General features: G+C 56.2%; 20 protein-coding genes, 1 tRNA gene and 2 rRNA genes. 9 read left to right on the top strand and 14 right to left on the bottom strand.

Annotated elements, in window-relative coordinates; translation table 11 throughout:
- Nucleotides 1–54 precede the first annotated feature (54 nt).
- The 7 genes from NUS69_RS10655 to NUS69_RS10625 form a co-directional block, all read right to left on the bottom strand.
- A 23S ribosomal RNA gene (locus tag NUS69_RS10655) occupies nt 55–3,085 on the bottom strand.
- A 120-nt stretch (nt 3,086–3,205) separates the two neighbouring features.
- Nucleotides 3,206–3,282 (bottom strand) — tRNA-Ala (locus NUS69_RS10650).
- A 53-nt stretch (nt 3,283–3,335) separates the two neighbouring features.
- Nucleotides 3,336–4,821, bottom strand: a 16S ribosomal RNA gene (locus NUS69_RS10645).
- Together the 16S and 23S rRNA genes with 1 tRNA gene alongside form the textbook arrangement of a ribosomal RNA operon.
- Nucleotides 4,822–5,209: 388 nt before the next feature.
- Nucleotides 5,210–5,917: a hypothetical protein gene (locus tag NUS69_RS10640; protein WP_258083713.1), complete on the bottom strand. Its 708-nt coding sequence runs from the start codon at nt 5,915–5,917 to the stop codon at nt 5,210–5,212.
- Nucleotides 5,918–5,960: 43 nt separating this feature from the next.
- Nucleotides 5,961–6,800, bottom strand: coding sequence for a ribose-phosphate diphosphokinase (locus NUS69_RS10635; RefSeq protein ID WP_258085110.1), 840 nt, complete (start codon nt 6,798–6,800; stop codon nt 5,961–5,963).
- A 56-nt stretch (nt 6,801–6,856) separates the two neighbouring features.
- Nucleotides 6,857–7,561, bottom strand: a complete 705-nt coding sequence (locus NUS69_RS10630) for a DUF1614 domain-containing protein (protein ID WP_258083712.1) — start codon at nt 7,559–7,561, stop codon at nt 6,857–6,859.
- On the bottom strand, nt 7,554–7,931 hold the full coding sequence (locus tag NUS69_RS10625; protein ID WP_258083711.1) for an ASCH domain-containing protein: 378 nt from the start codon (nt 7,929–7,931) through the stop codon (nt 7,554–7,556). The genes NUS69_RS10630 and NUS69_RS10625 overlap by 8 nt, the downstream gene beginning before the upstream one ends.
- A 131-nt stretch (nt 7,932–8,062) precedes the next feature.
- Between NUS69_RS10625 and NUS69_RS10620 the strand changes: the two genes are divergently transcribed.
- Entirely contained in the window at nt 8,063–8,698 is a 636-nt protein-coding gene (locus NUS69_RS10620) for an MBL fold metallo-hydrolase (protein ID WP_258083710.1), read from the top strand.
- Nucleotides 8,699–8,709: 11 nt separating this feature from the next.
- Complete coding sequence (radB, locus tag NUS69_RS10615) at nt 8,710–9,375, top strand: DNA repair and recombination protein RadB (protein WP_258083709.1); 666 nt, start codon at nt 8,710–8,712, stop codon at nt 9,373–9,375.
- On the opposite strand, the gene NUS69_RS10610 is transcribed toward radB, so the two are convergent.
- The 3 genes from NUS69_RS10610 to NUS69_RS10600 all read right to left on the bottom strand — a co-directional run bounded on the left by NUS69_RS10610 (nt 9,365) and on the right by NUS69_RS10600 (nt 13,103).
- The gene (locus tag NUS69_RS10610) at nt 9,365–10,750 is read right to left on the bottom strand and encodes an ATP-binding protein (protein ID WP_258085109.1); all 1,386 of its coding nucleotides are present in this window, start codon (nt 10,748–10,750) and stop codon (nt 9,365–9,367) included. The two genes, radB and NUS69_RS10610, sit on opposite strands and share 11 nt — an antisense overlap.
- Nucleotides 10,751–10,975: 225 nt before the next feature.
- A complete protein-coding gene (locus tag NUS69_RS10605; RefSeq protein WP_258085108.1) occupies nt 10,976–12,391 on the bottom strand; it encodes a DUF402 domain-containing protein in 1,416 nt (471 codons plus the stop codon).
- Complete coding sequence (locus tag NUS69_RS10600; RefSeq protein ID WP_258083708.1) at nt 12,357–13,103, bottom strand: hypothetical protein; 747 nt, start codon at nt 13,101–13,103, stop codon at nt 12,357–12,359. The genes NUS69_RS10605 and NUS69_RS10600 overlap by 35 nt, the downstream gene beginning before the upstream one ends.
- 127 nt (nt 13,104–13,230) lie before the next feature.
- Between NUS69_RS10600 and moaA the strand changes: the two genes are divergently transcribed.
- Genes moaA through NUS69_RS10580 form a run of 4 tightly spaced genes read left to right on the top strand, consistent with a single transcriptional unit; the run spans nt 13,231 to nt 15,810 of the window.
- Nucleotides 13,231–14,157 carry a GTP 3',8-cyclase MoaA gene (moaA, locus tag NUS69_RS10595; RefSeq protein WP_258083707.1) on the top strand — a complete coding sequence of 309 codons (927 nt, stop codon included), beginning with the start codon at nt 13,231–13,233 and terminating at the stop codon, nt 14,155–14,157.
- Nucleotides 14,158–14,197: 40 nt separating this feature from the next.
- Complete coding sequence (gene taw22, locus NUS69_RS10590; RefSeq protein WP_258083706.1) at nt 14,198–15,208, top strand: tRNA (guanine(37)-N1)/4-demethylwyosine(37)-methyltransferase Taw22; 1,011 nt, start codon at nt 14,198–14,200, stop codon at nt 15,206–15,208.
- A 46-nt stretch (nt 15,209–15,254) separates the two neighbouring features.
- Nucleotides 15,255–15,554 carry a nucleotidyltransferase family protein gene (locus NUS69_RS10585; protein ID WP_258083705.1) on the top strand — a complete coding sequence of 100 codons (300 nt, stop codon included), beginning with the start codon at nt 15,255–15,257 and terminating at the stop codon, nt 15,552–15,554.
- Nucleotides 15,541–15,810: a HepT-like ribonuclease domain-containing protein gene (locus NUS69_RS10580; RefSeq protein WP_258083704.1), complete on the top strand. Its 270-nt coding sequence runs from the start codon at nt 15,541–15,543 to the stop codon at nt 15,808–15,810. The genes NUS69_RS10585 and NUS69_RS10580 overlap by 14 nt, the downstream gene beginning before the upstream one ends.
- Nucleotides 15,811–16,006: 196 nt before the next feature.
- Here the strand turns inward: NUS69_RS10580 and NUS69_RS10575 are convergent, their stop codons facing one another.
- Entirely contained in the window at nt 16,007–17,488 is a 1,482-nt protein-coding gene (locus tag NUS69_RS10575) for a replication factor C large subunit (protein WP_258085107.1), read from the bottom strand.
- Between the two features lie 5 nt (nt 17,489–17,493).
- On the bottom strand, nt 17,494–20,094 hold the full coding sequence (locus NUS69_RS10570; protein WP_258083703.1) for a replication factor C small subunit: 2,601 nt from the start codon (nt 20,092–20,094) through the stop codon (nt 17,494–17,496).
- Between the two features lie 103 nt (nt 20,095–20,197).
- Between NUS69_RS10570 and NUS69_RS10565 the strand changes: the two genes are divergently transcribed.
- Both NUS69_RS10565 and NUS69_RS10560 read left to right on the top strand, forming a co-directional pair.
- Complete coding sequence (locus NUS69_RS10565) at nt 20,198–21,385, top strand: glycine C-acetyltransferase (RefSeq protein WP_258085106.1); 1,188 nt, start codon at nt 20,198–20,200, stop codon at nt 21,383–21,385.
- Nucleotides 21,386–21,511: 126 nt separating this feature from the next.
- The gene (locus NUS69_RS10560; RefSeq protein WP_258083702.1) at nt 21,512–22,933 is read left to right on the top strand and encodes a hypothetical protein; all 1,422 of its coding nucleotides are present in this window, start codon (nt 21,512–21,514) and stop codon (nt 22,931–22,933) included.
- Between the two features lie 18 nt (nt 22,934–22,951).
- Here the strand turns inward: NUS69_RS10560 and endA are convergent, their stop codons facing one another.
- Both endA and rimI read right to left on the bottom strand, forming a co-directional pair.
- On the bottom strand, nt 22,952–23,467 hold the full coding sequence (gene endA / locus NUS69_RS10555) for a tRNA-intron lyase (RefSeq protein WP_258085105.1): 516 nt from the start codon (nt 23,465–23,467) through the stop codon (nt 22,952–22,954).
- Complete coding sequence (rimI, locus tag NUS69_RS10550) at nt 23,464–23,967, bottom strand: ribosomal protein S18-alanine N-acetyltransferase (RefSeq protein WP_258083701.1); 504 nt, start codon at nt 23,965–23,967, stop codon at nt 23,464–23,466. Before rimI ends, endA begins: the two co-directional genes overlap by 4 nt.
- A 185-nt stretch (nt 23,968–24,152) precedes the next feature.
- Between rimI and herA the strand changes: the two genes are divergently transcribed.
- A complete protein-coding gene (gene herA / locus NUS69_RS10545) occupies nt 24,153–25,919 on the top strand; it encodes a DNA double-strand break repair helicase HerA (protein WP_258083700.1) in 1,767 nt (588 codons plus the stop codon).
- The last annotated feature ends 7 nt before the right edge of the window (nt 25,920–25,926 follow it).

Here is a 25,926-nt window from a genome sequence, read left to right as displayed (position 1 = left end):
GGCCAGGACCGTGCACAGGCCGATTGACCTATCAAATGCCCAGCCCCCCTTTCAGAGGCAGAAACCTCGGGCTGTTGGGAGCGGCAGACTAAACGGGTCGGTTTCCCTTCCCGCTTACATCCCCGCCCCATCAAACGGGTCTTCTTCCCGAGCCCTCGTCCCAGGCAAAGGACCGGTCGCCCGACCCCCTGCGCCTGGGAGTGGCCGCCTATTTTCGGGGACCGCTTCGGCCTTAGATGCTTTCAGGCCTTATCGGACGCGGCGTAGCTGCCCGGCTGTGCCCTGTAGGACAACCGGTAGACCAGAGGCCGCGGCTCCCTGTTCCTCTCGTACTGGGGGAGCCTTCCCCTCAGGCGGCCAACACCTCCGGTAGATAGCATCCGACCTGTCTCACGACGGTCTAAACCCAGCTCACGTTCCCCTTTAATGGGTGAACACCCCCACCCTTGGCCCCTGCTGCAGGGCCAGGATGGGAAGAGCCGACAGCGAGGTAGCAAGCCTCGGGGTCGATATGGGCTCTCGCCCGAGACGACTCTGTTATCCCCAGGGTAGCTTTTCTGTCATCCCTGGCCCCCACCGGGGAGGCACAGGGGTTCGCTAGGCCACGCTTTCGCGGCTGGACCCGCCTCTGTTACGGGTCCAGTCAGGCCGGCTTTTGCCCTTGCACTCTACGGCGGATTCCTGACCCGCCTGAGCCGACCTTAGGGCACCCTCGATACCTTTTCGAGGGTGTGCCGCCCCAGCCAAACTGCCCACCTACCGCTGTCCCCCCATCGGGGGTTAGCCGTACGGCAGAGGGTGGGCGGTGTCTCATGGACGGCTCCACCCGCCCCGGAGGACGGGCTTCGACGCCTCCCGCCTACGCTGCGCACCCCCCGCCGTACGGCAACGGCAGGCTGCAGTAAAGCTCCATGGGGTCTTCGCTTCCCACCGGAGGTCCCAGGCATATGCGCCTGGCAGTGGTTTCGCCGGGCCCCAGCCGGGGACAGTGGGGACCTCGTTACGCCATTCATGCAGGTCGGCATTTAACCGACAAGGAATTTCGCTACCTTAAGAGGGTTATAGTTACCCCCGCCGTTTACCGGTGCTTCACCCGGTTGGACCCGGGCTTCACATACCGGCACTGGGCAGGCGTCGGCCCCAGTACAAACCCTTTCGGGCTAGCTGGGACCTGTGTTTTTACTAAACAGTCGGGCCCCCCTAGTCACTGCGACCTGCGGGTTACGCACCCGCAGGCACCCCTTCTCCCGAAGTTACGGGGCCAATTTGCCGAGTTCCCTCGGCTGGGTTTCCCCCGACACGCCTTAGGCTTCTCACCCAGGGGCACCGGTGTCGGTTCTCGGTACGGTCGCGGTGGATCGTTCCCAGAGGGCTTTTCACGGGCCCCAGGGATCGGCGGAACCCCCCTTACGGGAGGCCATTCGCGCTTTCATCCGGTTCTCGCCATTACGGCACTCCCCGGACTTATACGCTTAGCCGGCCTTGTGGACCGGTCCGCCTACCCCGAGGCGTCACCCTCTGGGCTTGCGTTGCCGCACCTACCACCGCGGTACGGGAATATAAACCCGTTTCCCTTTCGCCAGCGCCGAGTTACGGGCTGGCTTAGGACCGACTAACCCACGGCTGACGAACATTGCCGTGGAACCCTGGCCCCTTCGGCGGCCGGGATTCTCACCCGGCTATGCTGCTACTCCCGGCAGGATCCACAATACCGACGGGTCCACCGGACCTTACGGCCCGGCTTCCACCCCACCGGCACGCCCGCCTACCCGATCACGGACCAATCGGTCCGTGCGCCGGGGTCTCGGCAGCCGGCTTAAGCCCCGTCCATTTTCGGGGCCCCTGACCTCGACGGGTGAGCTGTTACGCACTCTTTAAAGGATGGCTGCTTCTAAGCCTACCTCCCCGCTGTCTAAGGCCAGGGACACCCTTTGGAGTAACACTTAGCCGGCATTTAGGGGCCTTAACCCCGGTCTGGGTTGTTCCCCTCTCGGTTGACGGCTTACACCGCCACCCTACTCCGGCCATCTACGGCGGCAGTGGGTTCGGAGTTTGACAGGGAGCCGGGGGATTTCTCCCCCTAAACCCCCAATCAGTGCTCTACCCCACCGCCTACCTCCGGCCGGGCTATCCTGAGGGATAATTCGGCGGGAACCAGCTATCGCCGGCCTCGATTGGCCTTTCACCCCTAGCCCGGGGTCACGGGAGCGAATTGCACGTCAGCATCCCTAGCGGGCCTCCATCCCTCTGTTGAGGGACTTCACCCTGCCCCGGGCTAGATCGACCGGCTTCGGGTCTCACGGCCGTGACTCCGGGCGCTTTCACACCCCGTCCCTCACCCTTACGGGCTGCGGACCTGTCGGTTTCCCTGTGGCTTCGGGGCTTAACCCCCTTAACCTCGCCACGGCCGTGAACTCCCTGCCCCGTGATCCAAGACGGACGGTGCAACCCCGGTCACCTCCCCTCGTACTCCACGGTCGCCCGTGTTTCCTTCGGGGAGGGTCAACCCTTTCGGGCCGCACCCACCTATCGCCGCCTGGTTTCAGGCTCTTTTCACCCCCTGCCAGGGGTGCTTTTCAGCTTTCCCTCACGGTACTAGTTCGCTATCGGTCTCGGGACGTATTTAGGGTTGGGAGCCGATGCCTCCCAGCTTCCCGCCGGATATCCGACCGACGGTACTCAGGAACCCTGCAGGAGCCTGAGGGCTTACGCCTACGGGGCTTTCACCCTCTTCGGCGCCGCGTTCCAGCGGACTTCGGCTTCACCCTCGAGGCTCCAGCGCAGGGCCCTACAACACCACATCCCCTCCGGGTTTCCCCGAAGGGTTCAGTTTGCCCTGTGCCGCTTTCGGTCGCCCCTACTCACGGCATCGCTTTTGCTTTCTTTTCCTGCGGGTACTAAGATGTTTCAATTCCCCGCGTTCCCCCTCCCGACTGGGAGTGCGGCAAGAGCCGCAGGAGGTCCCATTCGGGAATCCCCGGTTCGACGGCTGCCTGCGCCTCGCCGGGGCTTATCGCAGCTTGCCACGCCCTTCGTCGGCGCCCCGAGCCGAGCCATCCACCAGGCGGCTTAGGTTTTCTGCCCCCTACTCAGGGGGCTGGGCATTTTTTGGGTCAATCGGCCTGTGCACGGTCCTCATCGTGACCCCTGTTCGGGGCCTAGGACCCTTCCACCCCGAGCCGTGCTCGGGATGTGCACCTCTTCGTGGTGGACCGGCCGGGATTCGAACCCGGGGCCTTCGGCTTGCAAAGCCGACGCTCTCCCAGGCTGAGCTACCGGCCCACGGATGGCAGGCCCGACATCCCTTAGACCCCCCGGACGGATTTTCCGGCGATAGGAGGTGATCGAGCCGTAGGTTCCCCTACGGCTACCTTGTTACGACTTCTCCCCCCTCACGGAGCCCAGACTCGACCCGACCTCCCCGAAGGGAGATCAGGCCTCATCCAGACCCCGCTCGGGTGGAGTGACGGGCGGTGTGTGCAAGGAGCAGGGACGTATTCGCCGCGCGATGATGACACGCGGGTACTAGGGATTCCAGCTTCACGCGGGCGAGTTGCAGCCCGCGATCCGAACTGGGGGCGGGTTTAGGGGATTCCCTTCCCCTTTCGGGGTCGGATCCCATTGTCCCGCCCATTGTAGCGCGCGTGTAGCCCGGGGGTTTCGGGGCATACTGACCTACCGTCGCCCGCTCCTTCCTCCGGCTTATCGCCGGCGGTCCCCCCAGAGTGCCTCCTCCCCAGCGGGGAGGACTGGCAACTGGGGGCGCGGGTCTCGCTCGTTACCACACTTAAGTGGACGCCTCACGGTACGAGCTGACGGCGGCCATGCACCTCCTCTCGGCGTGTCCGGCAAGACCTTCAGCCTGGCCTTCATCCTGCCGTCGCCCCCGGTGAGGTTCCCGGCGTTGAATCCAATTAAACCGCACGCTCCACCCCTTGTAGTGCTCCCCCGCCAATTCCTTTAAGTTTCAGCCTTGCGGCCGTACTCCCCAGGCGGCGGGCTTAACGGCTTCCCTTCGGCACCGGGCGAGCTCGAAGCTCGCCCGACACCTAGCCCGCATCCTTTACAGCCAGGACTACCCGGGTATCTAATCCGGTTCGCTCCCCTGGCCTTCGTCCCTCACCGTCGGACCCGTTCCAGCCGGGCGCCTTCGCCACTGGCGGTCCCCCTGGGATTATAGGATTTCACCCCTACCCCAGGGGTACCCCCGGCCTCTCCCGGTCCCAAGGCCTGCAGTATCCCCAGCAAGCCCCACGGTTGAGCCGTGGGATTTCGCCAGGGACTTACAGGCCCGGCTACGGACGCTTTAGGCCCAATAATAGCGGCCACCACTCGGGCCGCCGGTATTACCGCGGCGGCTGCCACCGGCCTTGCCCAGCCCTTATTCCCGGAGCTTTTTACACTCCGGAAAAGCCGTGGCGATGCCACGGCACTGGGGGTCCCCCCGTCGCGGTTGCCCGCATTGCGGAGGTTTCGCGCCTGCTGCGCCCCGTAGGGCCTGGACCCGTGTCTCAGTGTCCATCTCCGGGCTCCCACTCTCATGGCCCGTACCGATCTTCGGCTTGGTGGGCCGTTACCCCACCAACTACCTAATCGGCCGCCGGCCCATCCTCGGGCGGTCAGAGACCCTTTCGGCCTGAGGACCTTCCAGTACCTCAGGCCTATGGGGGATTAGCCCCAGTTTCCCGGGGTTATCCCCCTCCCGAGGGTAGGTTACCGACGTGTTACTGAGCCGTCCGCCGGTGCGCGCAAGGCGCCCCATGACTCGCATGGCTTAGTCGGACCCCCATAGCAGTGGCCTCCGGCAGGATCAACCGGAATTGAGCAAGGAGTACGGCCGGTGGGACTTCCCTCAAGGGGAAGTACCAAATATCCGTCCGGGGTTTAGTCGGGATGTCGGGCCTGCCTTACCCCCGAGGGGTCCGCCTTTCGGCGTTTCCTCGGGAGCGCACCTTTTTGTGACCCGGGCTGGAGGGCGGGGTTCATGAGTGGGTGCTTTGCACCCTGTCCCCCCGACGCCGCCGTCTTGGCGCCCGGGTTTTGTCGCGCCCTATTCGGGCGCTCCACCCAATAGGGGTGAACCCCAGCAGTGAAAAATTTTTGCAAAATCCTTCCGAGGCCAGATTTTTGAAAAAGAAACCGTCAAAAGACGCCGTTAAAATACACAATTTTAGACATGAAAATGGCAAAACTTTTTGCATGGCAACCATCATGATTGCCGTGATTTCATTATCTCCTCCTTTATGGTTTCGATGAACTTTTCAAAAACTTCTATGCATTCCTTCCACTCAAGACCCTCAAACAGTTCTTTCAGGCTCTCCCCATTATTCCCCTTCCAAGTATACCACAAGTAGAGCAACTCATCGACTCTCTTGTACTTCTCCCTTTCTGAGAAATTCAAGCCAAATTTTTTAATAACCTCATCTACAGCATGATCTACAGCATGCTTAAACGCAAAGTATTCGCTGAGCTTTAACGTTCTCCACTCTGGTTTCAACTCAAGGCCCTCAGAAATTGGGTTGTCAATCAAGGGGAAAATTTCAGGATAAAGAACGTGAGCCAGTTTTATTGCCCCTATTATCTCGTTAGTTTTCTTCTTTACGGCATCTCCCAAAATATTCCGGAGCTTTCTTATGAATTCCTCCTCATTGTGTTCCTTCTCAAACTCTGACACAATGCTCTTCAGATTTCCCTCCAACAATTCATTCAATTTATTTTCGTTATATCCCCTCGCCTTGTTCCAGCTCCTTAAAAATTCGACTAACTTGCCAATACCTGAAGTATCTCCACCTCTAACTTTCATTCCAGCTTCTAAAGCCTCTGTGTAGACCTCTGGGTTCTTTTCAATGAAGTTCCAGAGAAGGCGCACTTTTTCAAAACACCTTTCAAGCTCGGCATAACCATCTGCACTCACCATAAAAGAAGTAGGGAGCAAAACAATATAACGTTATCTCTGAACATCACAGCTTGAGTATATCCGGAACCACGCTTATCCTCGAAACCGGAGTTGGAATGGTGTTCGTGACGGCGAGCTCGTCAACGGCTTTGCTCACCCTCTCTATTGCTCCTTCCGCAAAAACTCCGTGGGTTGCAGCGACGAAAACTTTCTCCGCGCCCATCTCTCTGAGCAGGTTTGCGGCCCGTATCATAGTCCCACCGGTGCTTATGATGTCGTCAACTATGAGCACGTTCTTTCCCCTGACGTCAACGTCAACCGGCCTCATCTGCACCTCCGTCGGGGAGATGCGAACCTTGTGGAAGTGGCTGTACTCAAGGCCCAGCTTTTCGGCAACGGCCTTTGCCCTCATGAGAGCCCCCTTGTCGGGGGCTAGAACAACACCCTCACCGAGCTTCTCCCCGAAATAGTCCGCTATGGCCCCCGCCGGTGAAAGGTTGACCGCCTTGCCAGGGAAGAACCTCAGCGTTTCAGGGTTGTGGAGGTCGAAGACATATAGTTCATCGTAGTAAACGGCGATGGCCCTGAGTATCGCCCTAACGCTCACGGGCTCCCCGTCCTTTGTAACCCTGTCCTGTCTGGAGTATGCCAGATAAGGAACAACCGCCCTGAGCTTTTGAACACCCCTCTCGCGCAGCGCATCGGCGAGCAGGATGAGTTCGACCAGATGCTCGTCCTGGGGGGCAAAAGTGGACTGAACAACCGTAACCTCCTCCGAGGAACCCAGAACCCTGACGTACTTCTCACCGTCGGGGAATCTCTTTATCTCAACGTTGAGAACCTCACCGCCGAGAGCCCTCAGCTCATCCTCCAGATGCCTGGCACCGCTCCCAACCACGAACATGAGCATCACCCCGTTTTGCCGTTGAAGTGTTCAATCGGGAGCTTATAAACCCACCGTTATACCAGAAGAACGGCAATAACACCCGCGAGGAAGATTCCGTCGAAGGTGCCAGCCCCACCTATGCTGACCATCGGCGCACCGAGGTTCTTGATCTTTCCCCAGTTCATAACGTCCGCCCCTATAAGCACTCCCATCGTCCCGCTGACGTAGGCGACCAGGTTGGGATTGCCATCCCCCAGAAGCCAGCCTAGGGTCATGGCTATCAGCGGGGGGAGGAACATTGGCATTGCTATCCCCAGACCCCTGACGGGCCTGGCGAAGGCGTGGCTGAAGAGGGCCGCTATCACAGTCGCAAGTGCCGTGTTGAAGAGCAGGGAAAACTGGCCAAGGTATAGCAGTCTGAATACTTCGTAGAGGACGATACTCAGTGGCACCAGTGCTCCGCCGACGTTTATCGCTATTATCACCCTCTTCTCAGCCCAGTCAAAGTAGGGGACGGGATATGAGATGCCGAAAAAGCGAACCTCCCTCAGGCCGATGACCGGCTCGTAGGAGACCTCCTCCGCTATGGGGATGTTGATGAAGCTCCCGAAAAGTGCGAAAATAAAGAGGGCGTACGCGACCTCGGGGGGTATCCCGAGCTTCTCAAAGGCGGCCATGACTATGCTCGAAAATATAACGAAGACCGCCAGGAAGATGAGGAATATCATGAGGAGAACCGGAAGCGAGACGGGAGGGATTATGAAGCGCCTCTTATTCATCCTCCACCACCACGTTGGCCCAGACCTGGGCCCCTCTGGAGATGCGAACTCTTCGGGGAACCTTGAACTTCTCCGCGTTGCGGAAGACCCAGGCGTAAAGGGGCTTTCCCCCCGAGTACTGCCTGAGAAAATCCACATCGGCCAGGTGTTTATCGGTATGCTGACCTAGCTCCTCGGGTGTAAACGGGCCGAGAACGTCAACCAGCTCCGCACTTCCAACGGCCTTGCCGCCACTGATTATGAGGACCCTTCCCCTAACGTTGGTCCGGGATTTTCTTATCTCCCAGACCTTCTTTCCCTCGGCTATGAGCGTTGCGAAGGGTTCGCGTACTATTAAGCCCTTTTTGCGGTTTGGATTCCCGGTGCACATCAGTATGTTGACGAAAACGAAGTATATAAAATCTACGCCAGACTCTCCGAAGCACTGCAGGGTTTCAAAAAGAACCGCCGATGAAAAACTTTAAGTCCACCTCACCGAACCTACCAGAGGAGGTATCACCGATGAAGATTATCTGGTACGGACACGCGTGCTTTTGGGTCGAGACGAATGGTGTGAGACTGCTCATCGACCCGTATCCGGAGGTTGACGACGACAGGATAGGCGAAGTGGACTACATACTGATAACCCACGAGCACGTTGACCACTACGGCAAGGTGGAACTGCTCTCAAGGCTGAGGAACGCCGAGGTCATAGGGCCAAAGCCAGTCTATATGATGGCCATAAGCGACGGTGTGACCAGGGTCAGGGAAATAGAGGAAGGACAGACGCTGGAGCTTGAGAACGGCGTCAAAGTTACCGCAGTGTACATGGAGCACCCGTCAAGCCAGTATCCTGTCGGTTATCTCATAGAGGGGGACAAGACCCTCTTCCACACCGGAGATACCTATTCAACCCCTGCCCTCCAGAAGCTCCGAGGAAAGGTGGACATTCTCCTGGTGCCCATCAGCGGGCGCTCAACTGCCAACGAACGCGAGGCGGCGCAGATAATAGAGGACATAAGGCCCAGAATCGTTATCCCGATGCACTACGGGACTTACGGGCAGGGAAGTGTCGAAAAGCTCCAGAACGAGCTGAAGAAGAGACGCATCTGGGTCATGGTTCGCCCCATGGAGCTTTACGAGGAGCTCACCCTTTAGCGGTGGGACTGATGCTCACCACCGGGGTAAAATCACTCGACGAGCTTCTAGGGGGCGGTATCGCTCCCGGAGTCTTAACCCAGGTCTATGGGGACTTCGCAACGGGGAAGACAACCCTGGCAGTCCAGGTGGGGCTCCTGAGCGGAGGGAAGGTCGCCTACGTTGACACGGAAGGTGGCTTCTCCCCGGAAAGGCTGAGCCAGATGGCCGAATCGCGGGGACTGAATCCGGAGGAGGCCCTCCAGAGGTTCATCCTTTTCACGCCCTCCGACTTCAAGGAGCAGAGGCGCACCATCGGAAGCCTGAAGAAGATCGTTGACGGGTCTTTTTCCCTCGTGGTCGTTGACTCCATAACGGCTCACTACCGCGTAGAGGAGCACAGAAGGAACCTCACCGCTGAGCTCGGCAAACAGCTCCAGGTTCTCCTGTGGATAGCCCGGAGAAATCGCATTCCGGTGATAGTCATAAACCAGGTTCACTTCGACAGCAGGGCTGATAGAATGAAGCCCGTCGCCGAGCACACCCTCAACTACCGCACCAAGGACATCCTCAGGCTCGACAAGCTCAACACGCCCGGAATGAGGGTGGCAATCCTGGAAAGACACAGGCTAAGGCCCGAGGGAGGAATGACCTACTTCAGGATAACGGAGAAGGGAATCGAGGAGGCTAACGAATGATGTCATCAAGGTCAAAAGCTAAGAAGCCCTCTTCTCTAAGCTCATCCTTCCCCTCAAGCTCCCTCGCTATGATGCCGAACCTGTAGCTTCCCCGCAGAGGTAGGAGTTCGGCCTTTTCCTCAAGGCCTTTCAGCACCCTCTTTGCATCTTTCGTGCTCAGGTCCCTCCACTTCACCTCGAAGAGGATGACGTTTTTCCGGTCGTACGCCACCACGTCAATCTCCTCACCCTTGTGCCACCACCTGCCAACGCGCTCCGGCTTAAAGCCAAGGTTTAGCCCTTTCACGAATTCTCTCGCGATTCTCTCGTAGGTCGCACCAACGAAGGCAGGAAATTCAGCTTTGAAGCGCTCGAAAACCTTTCCAGGATCTTCCTCAAGACCCGTGTAGTTGTGATAAACGAAGCGGAACCAGAAGTTGAAGAACTCATCGCTTATCCTGTAGGCCACTTTCCTCGTCTTCAGTGGGTTCTCCGTGACGGGCACCTCCCTGACCAGGTACTCGTAGTGGTTGGTCAGCTCGCTGAGGTATTTGCCCACCGTCAGGGGCTTCAATCCCGTTCCGTCGCTTATCTCCTTGGGGGTGACGCGACCGAGGCTGACCGCTTCGAGGATTGAGAAGTAGGAGCGGTAATAGCGACCGAACTCAAGTTTGAGAACGTTTAGACCCTCTTCCCTGAGTGGGGCGAACTCGTCGAAGAAAAGCCCCCTAATTGCCTCAATCGAGTCCCTGCGGTAGTAGCGCGGGACGTAGAGAAGATACCTCGGCATTCCCCCCAGGGCTGAATACAGCTCAACGAAGTGTCTGGGGTTTATCTCAACCAGCGAGCGGACAAGGCCCCAGGCAGTCCAGAAGTCGAAGGGCTTGAGCTTCATCCACTCGTCAGCCCTGCCGAAGAGAGGCTCCTTCTGATCCATGAAGATGCGCTTAATCATGCCGACGTATGATCCTACCGCGATGAGCATCATGTTTGAGCCGTCTTTTTTCTCATCCCAGAGCCTCTGCAGGGAGGAGAAGAAGGAGGGCTTAACCGCCCTGAAGTTCTGGAACTCGTCGAAGACGAGGACCAGCTTTCTCTCCCGCGAGAAGTCAAGCAGGAACTCTACAAGCTCTTCGAGGGAGCCAAATTTTGGCTTCACGTATGAGGGAAGGTGGCCGGAAAGCTTCTCCTCAACCTCACCTACCCATTCCTCAAGGAGAAGCGTCTCGTCCTTTTCGCCGACGAAGAAGTAGAGGCCGAGCTTGTCTTTGAGAAACTCCCTGACGAGGGCGGTCTTTCCAACCCTTCGCCTGCCATAGATGACAATAAAGCTTGAACCCGGATAGGAGTAAACTTCCTTGAGCTTCCCCAGCTCACGCTCCCTGTCGTAAAACATATTACCCACCAAGTATATTACCAAATTTGTAATATTTAAGACTTGCGGAAGAGAAAATTAAAACTTCGGTTCAATCTTTTCAAGCTCCCTTTGTCTCTATATAGCCAGATGATTCCAGTCTCCAGGACCTGCCCCCGGAGGACATTGAAAGGCTAATAGACCTCGGCCAAGGTTCGGACGTTGAAAACGAGATAAAAGAGAGGATAACAAAAGACCGCCAGGCCTTCAAACCCTCTCATAGACCTCCTGCACTATTCTGAGCACCGCCCGGTAGAGCTTCTCGGTGATGATGCCCTCCTCGTAGTGTTCGGTGAGCTTCTCCTTGTCTATTATCTCCTTTTTGCCGTCCGGCCATTTAACGATGTCCACTTCAAGGTCGATGTAGCGCGCCCTGTCCGGGTAAATCTCTACAGGCGTGTTGATGTTGTAGTACTCACCCTTGAGGTTGCCGTTGCGGTCGTAGTAGCGGTGCACGAACCACCACTTTCCGGCTTCAATCTCCGTTATGACGTAGTCACCGAACTCTATGGGTATGTCCAGTCCGTCGTAGAACTTCCCCGGCTTCAGGTGGCGTTTAAATGTTACCCTCAGCGGGTTCATTGAGACCTCAAGTATCTCACCGGGCCCTATCTTTATCCTCTGACCGTCGGGCTTGTAATGCTCAAGGCTGAAGAGCCAGCCCTTCTTCGGCCCCTTGTTGGTTATCAGAGCCTCCCAGAAGCCGGCCTTTACCTTCTCCCTCTGTGCAGGAACCTTTGAGAGAATCCCCTCCGCTATCTCCACCGCGAAGCTCAGCTCCGGGTCGTAGGCCTTCAGCTGGTGGTGGCCCTCAACGGTCGGAACGACCCTGTTCCGTATCTCGTCGAGCTTCTTCTTGGCACCGCCCCCAAACTCGACCTCGTATATGTTCCTCCCCTCGATTATGAGAGCTGGAGCCGTGTATGAATCAGCTTTCTTGAGCCGGTCGGCAAGCTTGGAGAGGTTTATTATCTCGTCACGGAGGGTGTTCCAGTCCTTATAGGCAGCTGCCGTCCTCCAGAGGATTCCCCATTCGCCCAGGTCTATGCTGAGACCCAGTATCCTGAGCCTCTCGCGCTCGCTCTGCTCCCTTATCTTCCTGGATATTTTGACGTGCCTCTGTGCACCTACCGGCTTCGGAATGAGAACCGCGTAGTCGCCCGGGATAGTTAGGACAACGCTCAGCTGGGGGAGGAGGTTGTGCTTCTTAACCTGAACAAGAACCTCGTCGCCCTCCATAGCGCGCGGAATGTCTTTCACCGGGATAGTCCCGATTGCACTTCCTATGTCAACGTATACGTAGCGCTCGTCCCTCTTGACGACCATTCCCTTGTAGATTCCATAGAGCTGGTAGGGGAGCTTCCTAAAGAAAACGTCTATGAGCTCGTCCTCAAGGACAGCCTTAACCTCCTCAACCTTCGTCCCGACGAGGATCACTCCGTGGTGGTCCTTCTTGTCGTAAACGTCGACGTCGAACTCGTCGTAGGTCTTTTCAAGCCCGAGTCTCTCGACGATCCTGTTGCTGGGCTGTGAAATGCCAAAGCCCCTATCGAGGAAGAGCTTTGTAAGGGCCGTTGAGTAGATGCCCCTAACCCGAACTGAAACTCCTGTGTCTGTAGACACCTTCACCACCCCTCATCTTCTTTTCCACCACTCCGATGAGCGTGAGTCCTTCAAGTATAGCCCCGGCGTTCTCGACGCCGCTGAGCTTCTCAACGTTTCTCGCCTCGACCCAGAGCAGTCCTCTGGAGTGCCAGTCTCGCAGAGCCTCTTCAACCTTGTGAACATCCCCCGGATGGGTGTAGAGCCTGAAGAGGAAGACTTTAAGGGTCTCAAGCTCGGACTCAAGTTTCTTAATTTTTCTGAGCTCCTCCATTATACCAACCGGCACCTTTTTCTCCTTTTCGCCCCCGGCCAAAAGGCTCAGCCCCTCGACCTCCCGGAGCATCTCACCCAGTGCTTTCCTAACGGCGTAGTCGTAAACCCTGTGGAACTGGACGAGCCTGTCTAAGGCCGTCGAGAGCTTTATCTTTGCCTCGTAGTCATGCCCCTTGACGAGGAGCGAGAGCATCTCCTCAAGGCGGAACTTCATCTGGTGCTCGTTGCGGTACAGCTCTTTCGCCTGCTCCTCCACGCGACCGCCGAAGCTCCCCATCTCGCGGTACAGAGACGACGCTATCTCAAGCTTCTCCCTCGATATGTTGTATAGGGACTTCACCATCTCCAGAAGAGCCTCTCCATCTCTTTCCTCGTAGATGGCTGAAAACTGGCGCTCAAAAGCCGAGTGAAGCGACTCAAGGCGGGAAAGTTGGGCCTTAACCTCCTCAACGTTCATGCGGAAAACCCCCTGGCCTTAATCTTGCGCTTCCACCTACTTGTAGTTTTCGATGGGGACATGTTAAACAATAGAGCTTACCCAAAACCTTTTTTTAAGCTGGTAGGCTAATCATTCTGGTGATCAAATGACCCTCTACGACCGCTTCGGCAGGCCAGTAACGAACCTGAGGATTTCGCTCACCCAGGACTGCAACTATGCGTGCTTCTTCTGCCACAGGGAGGGACAGCACTTCAACGCTAGGCTAGAGCTGACGCCCGCGGAGATAGAGAGACTCGTCCGCATAGCCTCAAGGCTCGGAATAAAGAAGGTCAAGCTCACCGGCGGCGAGCCAACGGTGAGGAGGGACATCATCGAAATTGTGAGGCGGATAAAACCCTACCTTAGAGACCTGTCCATGACGACCAACGGAAGCAGATTGAAGGAGCTGGCCAGACCGCTGGCGGAGGCCGGCCTGGACAGGGTCAACGTCTCGCTCCACAGCCTCAGGCCAGAGGTTTACAAGAAGATAACCGGCGCCGATATGCTGGACACCGTCCTGGAGGGCATTGACGAAGCCGTCAGGTACCTGTCTCCGGTAAAGCTCAACATGACGGTGATGAAGGGCCTAAACGACGGTGAGATATGGGACATGATTGATTTTGCGGCAAGGACCGGCACGATCCTCCAGCTCATTGAGCTTGAGGCCCCAAGGGAGTTCACGGAGACGCGCTTTTTTAAAAAGTACTTCTACCCCCTCAAACCGGTTGAGAGAAAGCTTGAGGAGATGGCCGTTGAAATCCGCGAGAGGAGGATGCACAGGCGAAAGAAGTACTTCGTCCCAACCGACTACGGTATCGCTGAGGTCGAGGTAGTCAGGGCGATGCACAACACGGTCTTCTGCGCCAACTGCACAAGGCTGAGGGTCACCTCCGACGGCAAGTTCAAGACCTGCCTGCTGAGGAAGAACGACCTGATAGACTTCGCCACCGCCCTAAGAAACGGGGCGAGCGATGGAGAGCTCGTCGAGATACTCAAAGGGGCCGTTCTCATGCGCCAGCCGTACTGGAGGTAAGCGTTTTTAACCCCCTCCCCCAACTCCTCCCGGTGAGAGATTGCCGGCGGTAAAGGTTCCGAGACGGGAGGCAGAACCCGTCAAGAGAAAGCTGAAGAAGCTCGGCCTCTACGACGGCAGGAGGAGGCCGAGGAGAGAAGACGAGTACGTTCTCCTCCCGGTCATCAGCGACCCCCGTATTGAGGGACTCGGCTACGAGGTTCTCCCGGTAGAGCTCCCGCTCAGACCGGAGAGGCAGATATACAAGAACCTCGAAAGTGTTTTGGCCGAGAGGCTGAGCAGAGAAGAGCTGAAGCACCTGAGGCGCTACGACGTGATAGGCGATATAGCGGTCATCCAGATACCGCCGGAGCTTGAGCACCGCGTTGAGGATATAGTCTGGGGCCTGAGGAGGGTCCACCCGTTTCTGAAGGTGATAGCGAAAAAGGGCTTCCACGAGGGGGCGTTTAGAATAAGGGACTACTCGATAATCTGGGGCGAGGAGAGGCTGGAAACAGTCCACAAGGAGAACGGCGTTCGGATAAAGGTTGACCTCTCGAAGGTCTTCTTCAACCCAAGAATGAAGGGAGAGCGGTACAGATTGGCCCAGCTCGTCCGCGACGGCGAGAGGGTTCTCATTCCCTTTGCAGGAGTTCTGCCCTACGCACTGGTGATAGCGAGGTACAGGAAAGTCAGGATAACCGCCGTCGAGCTCAACGAAGATGCCTACCGGCTGGGCCTTGAGAACATCGACCTGAACAGGGGAAAGCTGAGGGGCAAAATAGAGTTCATTCACGGCGATGCCTTCGAGGTTCTCCCGGAGCTCCCGAGCTACGACCGCGTGATAAGCCCGACGCCGCGGGGCGTTGATGCCTTAGCTTTGACTCTCTCCAAGGCCGAGAAATGGCTCCACTACTACGACTTCGTCCACGAGGGGGAGATTGAGAGATTCCGGGCGAGAATCCTCGAAGAATGCCGGAAGCTCGGAAGGGACTGCACCGTCAGGGTCAAAAAGGTGAGCGACTTCAAGCCGAGGGTTTTCAAGGTCTGCGCGGATGTAGGGGTTGGGTGAATCCTTATTAACCCCAATCACATTATCCCATTTGATGTAGAGTCACATGGAATTGGAGCAGATACTAAGAGTTCTACATTCCCATGCTCGGGAACTCCGGAAGTTTGAGGTTAGGCATCTCTGGCTCTTCGGCTCCTACGTCCGGGGAGAAGCAGGAAAAGGCAGCGACCTTGACGTTCTCGTGGAGTTCGAAGAGGGAAAGAAGACCTTCGACAACTACATGGAACTCAAATTCTTCCTTGAGGAGCTCCTCGGTGTTGAGGTTGATTTGATAACTGTCGGGGCCCTAAAGCCGAGGGTCAGAAAATACGTGTGGAGTGAGGCGGTGAGCGTTGAGGGACTATAAGCTGTACGTTGAAGACATACTTGAAGCCATTTCTCGAATTGAGGAATACACCGAAGGAATGAGCCTTGAGGAGTTCAAAGCAGAGAGAATAGTAATTGACGCAGTCATAAGGAACCTTGAGATAATAGGCGAGGCCTGCAGAGCAATCCCTGTGAGGATACAGAAGAGACACCCTGAGATAGAGTGGCGCAAGATAATTGGCCTCAGGAACATTCTCATTCATCAATATTTTGGTGTGGATGTTGAGCTCATCTGAGACATAGTGGAGAACAAGCTACCGGAACTGAAGATTAAAATGGAAAAGCTATTGGAGGAGCTTTGAACCGCTCAAATCCAGCAAAAACCTCCACAGCGGAACGAACTTTACCGTTTCTCACCGGAGAGCCAAATCTTATATTCCGCAGAATATAAAAATCGCAAAAATTGATATTATGGAGGATACAAAATAGCCATCACTTCTTCCCCAGGAAGTCGAACAGCGTCGCCTGCTTGCCCTTCTTCTTGGGCTTGTCTATCTTCCCCCCGCTTTCCTCAACGGCTTCCATTTCCTCTTCGGCCTTCTGGAGCTCCTCCTCGCTTATCTCTTCCTCCACCTCTTCTTCGGCTTCTTTCTCCTGCTCAATTTCTTCCTCGGGTTCCTTTTCAGCGGCGACCCTCACGTGCTCCTCAAGCTCCCCGCGCTCCTTGAGCTTCTTCTCGATGTTCATGCTCTTGCCCCATATGGTCTTAGCCTTCTCCCTGTCCCCGGCTATGAACTCGACCTCCTTGAGGTCAAGGTCGAGGTAGACGACGAAGTGGGCGGCCATGTCCGGGTTGTACTCGAATATCGCCTTCAGGACGTTGAGGGTCTCCAGGGCTTCGAGCTTCGCCATGTGCATCTCCTTCATTATCTTCTTGAGCACCGAGTCCCTCACTCCCCTTTCGGCCTTGCTCTCCGTGAGGAGCTTTATGGTCTTGGGCGGGTAAATCCTCACGAAACCCTTCCTCTTAACGCCCGCAACGGCAACTCCGGCAGTCATCATGTCCGTGGCGTACTTCCAGAGGCCGTAGTTTCCGGTTCTCTGCGCCCTGCCGAGGTATATGTCAGCCCTGCTGAGAGCCTCGTAGGCCCTTGCTATGTCCTCGGGCTTGTAGTAGACGTAGGGAAGGTTCTCGTCTATCCACTGGAGGAGCTCGTGGGGGAACATGTCAACTCCGAGAACGACCAGCTTGGCCTTCTTGGCGTTGTCCGTTGCGAAGAGCTGAGCCAGAGCCTGGAAGACGCTCTTTTCCGTGTCGCGGTAGGCGAGAACGTCGGCGGCATCCTCTATCCCGCCGGACACAACCGTCTGGAGGTCGTTGATAGCGGCCCTAAGGTCACCGTTGGCGCGCTTGACTATCTCGTAGAGAACCTCCTTCGGAACGGTTAAGCCCTCCGCGTGGAGGATCCTCACGAGCCCCTTTATGATGTCCCTCTGGGTCAGGCGCTTGTATTCAACGATCTGGGCCTTGTTCCTTACCTCCCTCGGAACCTCCCAGTAGTGGTTGGCGCTCATGATTATCGGGTTCCTTGCCCGGTCTATCAGCTTCGCTATTTCGCGAGCGCCGCTCGGCTCCATGTTGTCGGCCTCATCAAGGAATATGAGTTTCCTCCGCTTCCCCAGGATGTCGAGGGTATAAGCCGCCTGAACGTAGCGCTCCACCTTCTCAAAGGTTCTCTCGTCGCTGGCGTTGAGCTCGATTATTTCGAAGCCGTACTCCCTGGCTATAGCGTAAACCGTCGCCGTCTTGCCAGTTCCAGGAGGGCCGGCCAGAATCAGCGCCTTCTTCTTCGGCGGACTGCCCTGGAGCCACGCCTCTATCCATGCCTTCACCTGCCCCAGGGCCTTGGTCTGGTTTATCAGCTCCGCCAGGCGCCTCGGCCGGTACTTCTCAACCCAGGGCATCTCCGTCATGGCCATCACTTACCCATCAGGGTGAACTGGGCGAGTAAAGCTTCAAGCTGTATCATCTCGTTGGCGCCTTCAACGAGGCGGAAGTTGTACTCGCCTATCTTATCCGCCAATGCCACCTTTTTGTCCTCCGGTATCGTCAGGTTGAAGACCTCCTTGTGCATCTGGATGAGAACGTCCTCGCCGCTCAGGCCCTGCTTGAGGAGTATCTCCCTGAGCTTCTCCCTGGCCTTGAGGAAGTTGCCTTCCAAGGCCAAGGCCATCATCTGTCTGACGTCCTCCGGACGAGCTCTGCTGGCAACGAGGAAGACGTTCTCATCGGTTATCTTGGTGTCGAGGGCCGCTGCCGCCTGCAGAACGTTTATAGCCCTTCTGAGGTCACCTTCAGCGACGTAGAGGAGCGCCTGGAGTCCTTCCTCCGTCAGTTCAAGGCCCTCGTTCTCGGCTATTAGCTCTATGCGCCTCGCTATATCCTCGTCCCTCAGCGGCCTGAAGCGGAATATGGCACACCTCGACTGTATCGGCTCGATTATCTTTGAGGAATAGTTGCAGCTGAGTATAAAGCGAACGTTGTTCGAGAACATCTCCATCGTTCTTCTCAAAGCTTGCTGGGCGTCCTGGGTTAGGGCGTCCGCCTCATCCAGGAAGATTATCTTGAAGCTGGCCCCGCCTATCGGCTTCGTCCTTGCGAACTCCTTCACCTTCTCGCGGATGACGTTTATTCCACGCTCATCCGAGGCGTTCAGTTCAAGGAAGTTGTGCCGCCAGCCCTCACCGAAGAGCTCCCTCGCGAGACACAGAGCGGCGGTAGTGTTGTGGAGAACCGTCGGAAGGTTTCCGCCGATGAAGTTGTGATAGTTTGGCACGTGGAGGTCGTATATGACGAAATCGCCCCTGAGCTTCTCTACCTCAACTATCTCGTCCCAGAAAAGTTCATTCCGCGCGAGGAATATGATGTATGCGATGCCACGTTTAAGCTTCTCGTCGTTTAGGATTCCCCTGAGGATTCTCAGCTCGACCTTCCTGATTTCCTCAAGGAGGTCAACCCTGTCGGTGTTGCTCTCAAGAACCACCCTGACGCTTGAATTCCAAGTCCCTAAAGCCCTCCCGATTTCGGCGTAGCTGGAATACCTACTCGCGAAGAGCCTCATCGCCTTTATCGTCTCCTCAAGTTCAACTCCAAGGGCCTTCGCAATCTTTAGGTAGTTCCTCAGGCTTGGCCTTCTCTTGCCCCTAATGTATTCGAGAAGCCTGTCGGACCTTATGCCGGTCTTCTCCGCTATCTCCTTCCTCCTCCCTGCGACCTCGTCCCAGTCTATCAGCAGGCTCCTTGTAAGAACTTTTTCAAGCCTCTCAAGCTCGTCAAGGCGGTAGTAGATTTCCTTCACCAGTTCCCATGCTAGTCTCCTGGCCTTCTCGGGGCTCCAGCGGGCCTTGTCGTCGTAGAACCTCAGCTTAAGCCTGTCCCTGACGTAGGAAATCAGCTCCCTGTCCGCGTAGAGAGAGCCAACGTTTGGGTTGGGCTTTTTAACCAACCCCTCCGCCTTCCTGCGCTTGGTCTCAACCGAGAAGCCAATCTCCCTGAGGAAGCGGGAGACGTTTTCCGAGCCGGAGATGACAACGTAGTGATAGGACTTGCCCTTAACGCGCCTTTCCCTGAGCTTTGCGGTTATTCCAAGACCAGCTAGGGCATAAGCCACCTGCTCTGCCATCTCCCTGCTCGCGGTCGAGAGGACTATGCCGTTCCGCTCAACCCCTGCATCACAGTCAAAGTAGGCCCTAAGGAAGGAGCGCAGTCCCCCCCAGCCCAGAGGAGGAATGTAAACCTTGTCCGCCTTCCTACCGGTCAATCCGAGGCTCTCCACAAGCTTTTTCGCCCTTTTTGAGTTGACGTAAACGTCGGGCGCACGATCTTTGTGGAGTCTCTCCTTAATCCTCGCATCGGGGAAGAGCCTTTCGGTCAGCTCGATGAAGCGCTTTCTAAGCTTCTCGTCGGTGTTCGTGAAGGTTATGGCGTTGGTCTTGGAGTCGGCGTGGCCGTCGCCGATGAAGTAGCCAAGCCATTCAGCTAATGGGTCATCCTCGAGCAGGGCTGGCAGATAGCGGGGAACCGCGAGCCTGTCTCCGGGTTTAAGCTCCTCAGCTTTTATCCACTCCGTCCTTCCGTTCTTCCTGTTCACGAGGAGAGGGTGATACGGTGTAACCTTCAGCTCCCTTCCGAGTCTCGTCCTAATTCTCACGAGCTCCTCAGTTTTATCTTTGTAGACGTACTCAACAGGCAACTCCCTGAGCTTTCCGTCCTCGTCTATGCCAAGAACCCTCAGGCCCTTCACAGGAACCGCTCCGAACCTGCCGTTGCTGATTCTTTCAACGAGCTCTCCAATGGTGGTCAACTCGCCGTTGACTATAACCTTAGCATCACCCGTGAGGCACTTTCCAACGCCTGGCGGCCCGGCAAACAGGAGGTGCGGCATGGAACCGGTTTTAACGTAGTGCTTGAGCCTCTTGACTATGTGATCCTGACCCACCATGTCGTCGAGCTTTTGAGGCCTGTACTTCTCAACCCACGGCTTTTCGAGGATTTTAACCTCCTTAACTTCCTCCGGCATAGCTATCACCCTACCTAAAGGGCTTATGAGCTTTGGGGTATTAAGCCTTTTGCCATGTGCAAAACTTTTATACCTCGATGTCCAAAAATCACCGGTGGTTCTCATGGCGAAGCTCGACTGGATTAGGGAAGAGCTCAATGAGCTCAAGGAGAAGGGCCTTTACGTGACCATCAGGAAGCTTGAGAGCGCCCAGGGCCCCTGGGTCGTCGTTGACGGAAAGCGCGTTCTGAACATGTGTTCGAACAACTACCTTGGTTTAGCCGCCCATCCCAAGATAAAGGAGGCCGCCATAAGGGCAATCCTCGACTACGGCGTCGGTGCCGGAGCCGTTAGAACAATAGCCGGAACGATGGAGCTCCACGTCGAGCTTGAGGAGAAGCTCGCCAAGTTCAAGAAGAGGGAAGCGGCGATTCTCTTCCAGAGCGGCTACAACGCAAACCTCGGTGCCATAAGTGCCCTCATCACGAAGAAAGACGACGGCGTCTTCGTCAGTGAGGAGCTCAACCACGCGAGCATCATAGACGGAATGCGCCTCAGCGGCGCGCCGAAGGTTATCTACAAACACCTCGACATGGACGACCTCAAGAAGAAGCTCGAAGAGGTCAAGGACAGAAAGAAGAAGCTCATCGTTACCGACGGTGTCTTCTCAATGGACGGCGACCTCGCCCCGCTCCCGGAGATAGCCGACCTGGCGGAGGAGTACGACGCGATGGTCTACGTTGACGACGCCCACGGTGAGGGTGTCCTCGGTGAGCACGGAAGGGGTATAGTCGACCACTACAAGCTCCACGACAGGATCGACTTCGAGATGGGAACTCTCAGCAAGGCCTTCGGTGTCATAGGCGGCTATGTCGCCGGCCCGGAGGAGGCCATAGAGTACCTCAGGCAGAGGGGCAGGCCGTTCCTCTTCTCAAGCGCGCCCAACCCGCCCGACGTCGCTGCAGCCATAGCGGCAGTTGAGATACTCCAGCACAGCGACGAGCTCGTCAAGAAGCTCTGGGACAACACCCACTTCCTCCAGAACGGACTCCGCGAGTTAGGCTACGACCTCGGCAACACCAAGCACCCGATTACGCCGGTCATGCTCTACGACGAGAAGACCGCCCAGGAGTTCAGCAAACGCCTATACGACGAGTACAACATCTTCGCGCAGGCAATAGTCTACCCAACCGTCCCGCTCGGAACCGCAAGAATAAGGCTCGAACCCTCAGCGGCCCACAGCAAGGAGGACCTCCAGTACGTCCTGGATGCCTTCGAGGACCTCGGAAAGAAGACCGGCTTCCTGAAGTGAATCTGGCCTCTGTTCTTTTCTTCTCCATTACTCAGCCGCCAAATAAATAAACGGTCTGCCAGTTTTTCTGAATTTTGATAGTAAATTTTATAAGCCAATATAAAGCAATTAGTATGGTGGCTCACTATGGTGAGCAAGAAACCTTTGTTAATAGTTTTGGTGTTGATCCTCCTCGGAGGAACCGCAGCAGGGGCCTTGAACTACACTGCAGGCAACGAAGACTCAGTAACCAGAATATTCGGCTATGACGTGTACAGAATCGAAGGCTCAGGCAACTACATCATCTACTATCCTCTCCCCAATGGGAGCATTAAAGTTCTCAAGAAAGGGGAAGCAGGGGGGTTCTTCCCAACCTTTGTGAAGGTGCCAAGGCAGGAATGGATTAGGGAGCTCTCGACGGGCGAAGAAGCCCTCTACGCCCCACCAACTCCCCTAATACTCTACGTCACCAAAGACGGAAAACTGGGGATCAAAAGTCTAACTTCCAGTAGGGTCAAACTCGACGGGGAGAAGACATTGAACCTGAAGGGAGGGGTTGGAGTTCAAGTCATCGGCTCGTGTCCAAGGGGCTGGATAGACTTCGGAGGCAGATACTGCCTTAACCCCCAATGGAACCTGTACTTTGAAAGCAGGGCAAAATCAAAAACCTTCAACGAATGGGTCTCAGTGATGGGACTAAAAATAGAAAACAAAGTCGCAGAAGAGATAGATTTCGACTGGGATCTCGTGCTCAGCAGGAGTACCTACAGCTACTGGACGATTGGAATTGACGTTGGGCCCTTAACGGTGCTTAGCGTATCCAAGGGACACCGCTTCGAAGGCTGGGCACTGGATATAAGCTATCAATCATTAGGGCCCTTAACAGTTAATTCAAACACTTGGGAGAGGTATCTTAACATCAAGGTGGAGTACATTGTGGCCCACGCTAAGGTTCCCGCGTACGACAAGCTCACGAGGAGGTATGTGGACATAGAGATAGCACAAACATACCCAATCAAAATCCACAGCACCGGAAAGTACACGATATGGGAGTCTCCTACAAGGGGCATCTACTTCACAGAGTCGCAAGGGAACAACCCTCCAAGGATCACCACAACCCCCAACATCTGGGGCATCTCAAAAGAAGCGGAGTGGAAAAGGAAGTGGATAAGTGCTGGGAGTTGGAAAAGTGCCGTCTATGTTAGACAATCTCAAAGTGAGGTCTTCTCATCGAGCTCCAGCCTGAGTATCCCAATAGGCTATGCCGCCGGAAAGTACCTTGCGGGCATAAATCCCACCCTTGGAAGACTGGCCAGCGCGCTCAGCCTGACGTTTGGGTTCCACAAGTACATGAACGCAGCTTCAATGGCAGAATACAGCGTCGACGTCAAGCCCAAGAAGAGTTGCTACGCAATGTACAGCGTTCTGGAGGTGAAGGTGAGGACTAGTGGGCCGAAGGTCAGCGTGCCGCTTGTGTTTGGCGTTATAACCGACGGCAGGTCCCCGTCCCCACCCTGCGATCCAAGAACAGGCATGTGCGTGAATTCTGACAACGATATCATAGGCTAAAGATCTCTTTCCTTTTTTTCAGAACTTCACCCATTCTATTTTATAGTACACCACGTCGTTGTCCTCGTCAACGACAGCCAGGACCATGTTCTTCCTCACGCCGTGGGCAACCCTCACGCGCGCCGTTATATCATTGGGGCTAAAGCGGATGTTCTCGGGAACCACCCATATCAACCATTGGGAGTGCTCGTCCATCCCGCGCCTGTAAACGCGGAAGTGGGAGCCGAACTTGAGGGCGGACTTTACCGTGTATCCCCTATCGCGCAGGTCGGTGTAAACCAGGAGCTTTATGTCGAACTGCTCGTCCCTTTTCCTTCCGAGTTTGACCAGTTCTCTGAAAGAGAGCTCCTTTTCGCCGTCGAAGACCCTTATCTTGCCCTTCTCCATCAGGTAAGCGGCCTCTATGAGCGAGAGAAAGAGCTTCCCGTTCACGACCTCGCCGAAGTAACGCTTGTTGTAGAACTGGTTTATCGCCTTTTCACGCTCGCTAAAGACCCTGTCACCGCTGAGCTGGAAGATTATCGGCTCCTTCAATTCCTTCCACCCCACTCATCCACCGGCAGGAGCATGTAGTAGGCGTCCTCGCCGTCGGCGTAGTAGCCGATTATGCGCTTTATGCGCTTGAACCCAAAGCGCTCGTAGAGCTTTATGGCCCTTTCGTTGCTCACACGAACCTCCAGGCCTATGTAGCGGGCACCCTTCTTTATGAGCCTTTCGATTACCTCACTCAGCAGGGCCGAACCGATGCCGCTACCCCTGTACTGGGGGTCAACGGCGATGCTCATTATATGCCCTTCCAGGTCGGGCCTCAGATAGGCCATCACGTAGCCGATGACCCTCCCCCTGTATTCAGCAACCAGAAACGTGTCCGGATTGTTCTCAAGAAAAACGAGAAAAACCCCCCTCGGATATTCCTCGCGGAATGAGAGCCGTTCTATCCTGACGACGTCGGGTATGTCGAACAGCTTCGCAGGCCTTATAACGACCATCGCCAGGGGAATCCTCCCACCGGCTTCCCTAACGGATACGCTCATGTTATAAGCTACGCGCCAAAGCTTTTAAGACTTGAGGAAGACTTCATCCGGGGTGGCCACCCCACGTGATGAGCACTCTCGAACCTGACCGCGGGATGATGACCGGATTCCTGGCTGATTCTCCCCCTACTTTCTGGAGTAAAGTTTAAAGCCCCCGAAAACCAAGTCAACCGATAGGTGATGTTATGCGCATAGCCGAAGACCTTAACAACCCGGTTGGAATCGTGACCGGTGAAGCCACTGTTAACTCCTTCCAGTTCTACGCTCATCCCGATAGCGACCTCAAGTTTGGAGACTTCGTCGTTGCAAGGCTGTGCAAGGAGGCGAAGGACAGGAACTGCCGCTGGAACGGTGACGAGTGGGTGATAGGCACCATCAGAGGGATTAAAAATATCAACTGGCTCCTCAGCGAGGGCAAGAGCACTTTCGCGAGCCTCGATCTCGATCTGAGGGAGTACGGGGAGAGCATAGGCGAGAACGAGGCACTTATAGTTACCGTCCACGTGCTGGGGAGGGTAGAGTTCAGGGGCGAGAAAGCGGAGATAGTTCCCAACCGCGTTCCCGTTCCCAACGGAAACAAGGTCTACATAGCCAGCTCCGACCTCCTCAGGGCTATCTACTACGGCGGAGAGGGCTTCATCGAGGTTGGAACCCTGCTCCTGAGGGACGACGTGCCGATATACCTCAACGCCGACGAGCTGGTCTCGCGGCACTTCGCGGTTTTAGCCGTTACCGGAGCGGGCAAGAGCAACACCGTTTCGGTAATGCTCTGGAAGATGGTGGAAGACCTGAGGGGAACGGTCGTAGTCCTAGACCCGCACGGCGATTACATGCGCCTGAGCCTTCCAAACACGGGCACAAAGTACGTCAACCTCATCGAGGCAAGGATCCAGCCGGAGACGATGGACGGCGAGGAGCTGGCCGACCTAATGGAGATAGGGAGCAACGCAACCATACAGCGCTCCTATCTGCTCCGCGCCTGGGACACCGTTCTCCACGAGAACCCCAACCTCGGTGGAAGGGAGATAGTAAAGGCCGTCCTCGACCTGCTCCAGAACTGGGTGGCCAACGCCGGCGGAAGCTATTGGGATCCCCACGCCGGCAAGTACCGCGACCTGGGCGAGATAAAGGCCGCCGAAAAGGAAACGATAACGAGGCTCACGATGAAGATATCCCGCTTCCTGAGGAACTACGGCCATCTGCTCTCAAGTGAGGACATAGTGGCTTCCATCAGAGCCGGTATGGTGAACGTCATAGACCTCGGACCGCTCGACGAGGGCCAGATGAAGCTTGTCGCGGCAAAGCTCCTCGAAAAGATGTTCGAAACCAGGATGGACTACGAGAAGGCCAGGAAGAGACTTGAATACCTCAGGAGAAAGTACGGAAGCAAAATCTCGGCCGTTTCGGAAGAGGTGGAGGAGCTTGAGAAGTTTATCCGCTCGGTTGAGGCGAGCTATCCGGCCCTCTCAGAACCTATACTCATAATAGTAGAGGAGGCACACATCTTCGCACCACACGGCGAAAAGGGCGGAACCGTGAGGATACTCGGGAGGATAGCACGCGAGGGGAGAAAGTTCGGCGTCGGTATGGGGCTCGTATCCCAGAGGCCGAGCAGGCTCAACGAGGACGTGCTGAGCCAGACGAACACGAAGATTATAATGCGCATCGTGAATCCGAACGACCAGAACTACGTCATAAAGGCCAGCGAACAGCTGAGCGGGGAGCTTATAGGAGACATAGCCGGCCTCGGCAAGGGCGAGGCGGTGATAGTAGGCCAGGCCATAAGCCTGCCCGCGCTGGTGAAGATACACAACTTCAAGGCCCTCGGCGGCGACTACGGCGGAGAAGACATAGGCGTCGTGAGGCGCTGGAGGGAAAGGGCAGAGCGCGAAAGGGCGGAGGAGAAGAAGGAGGAGCTCTACGAGGAGGAGGGCATAGAGGTTGATTTCTAACAGGAGG

It is taken from the genome of Thermococcus thermotolerans, from assembly GCF_024707485.1.
GTDB lineage: Archaea > Methanobacteriota_B > Thermococci > Thermococcales > Thermococcaceae > Thermococcus > Thermococcus thermotolerans.
This window is presented reverse-complemented; position numbering and strand designations above follow the sequence as displayed.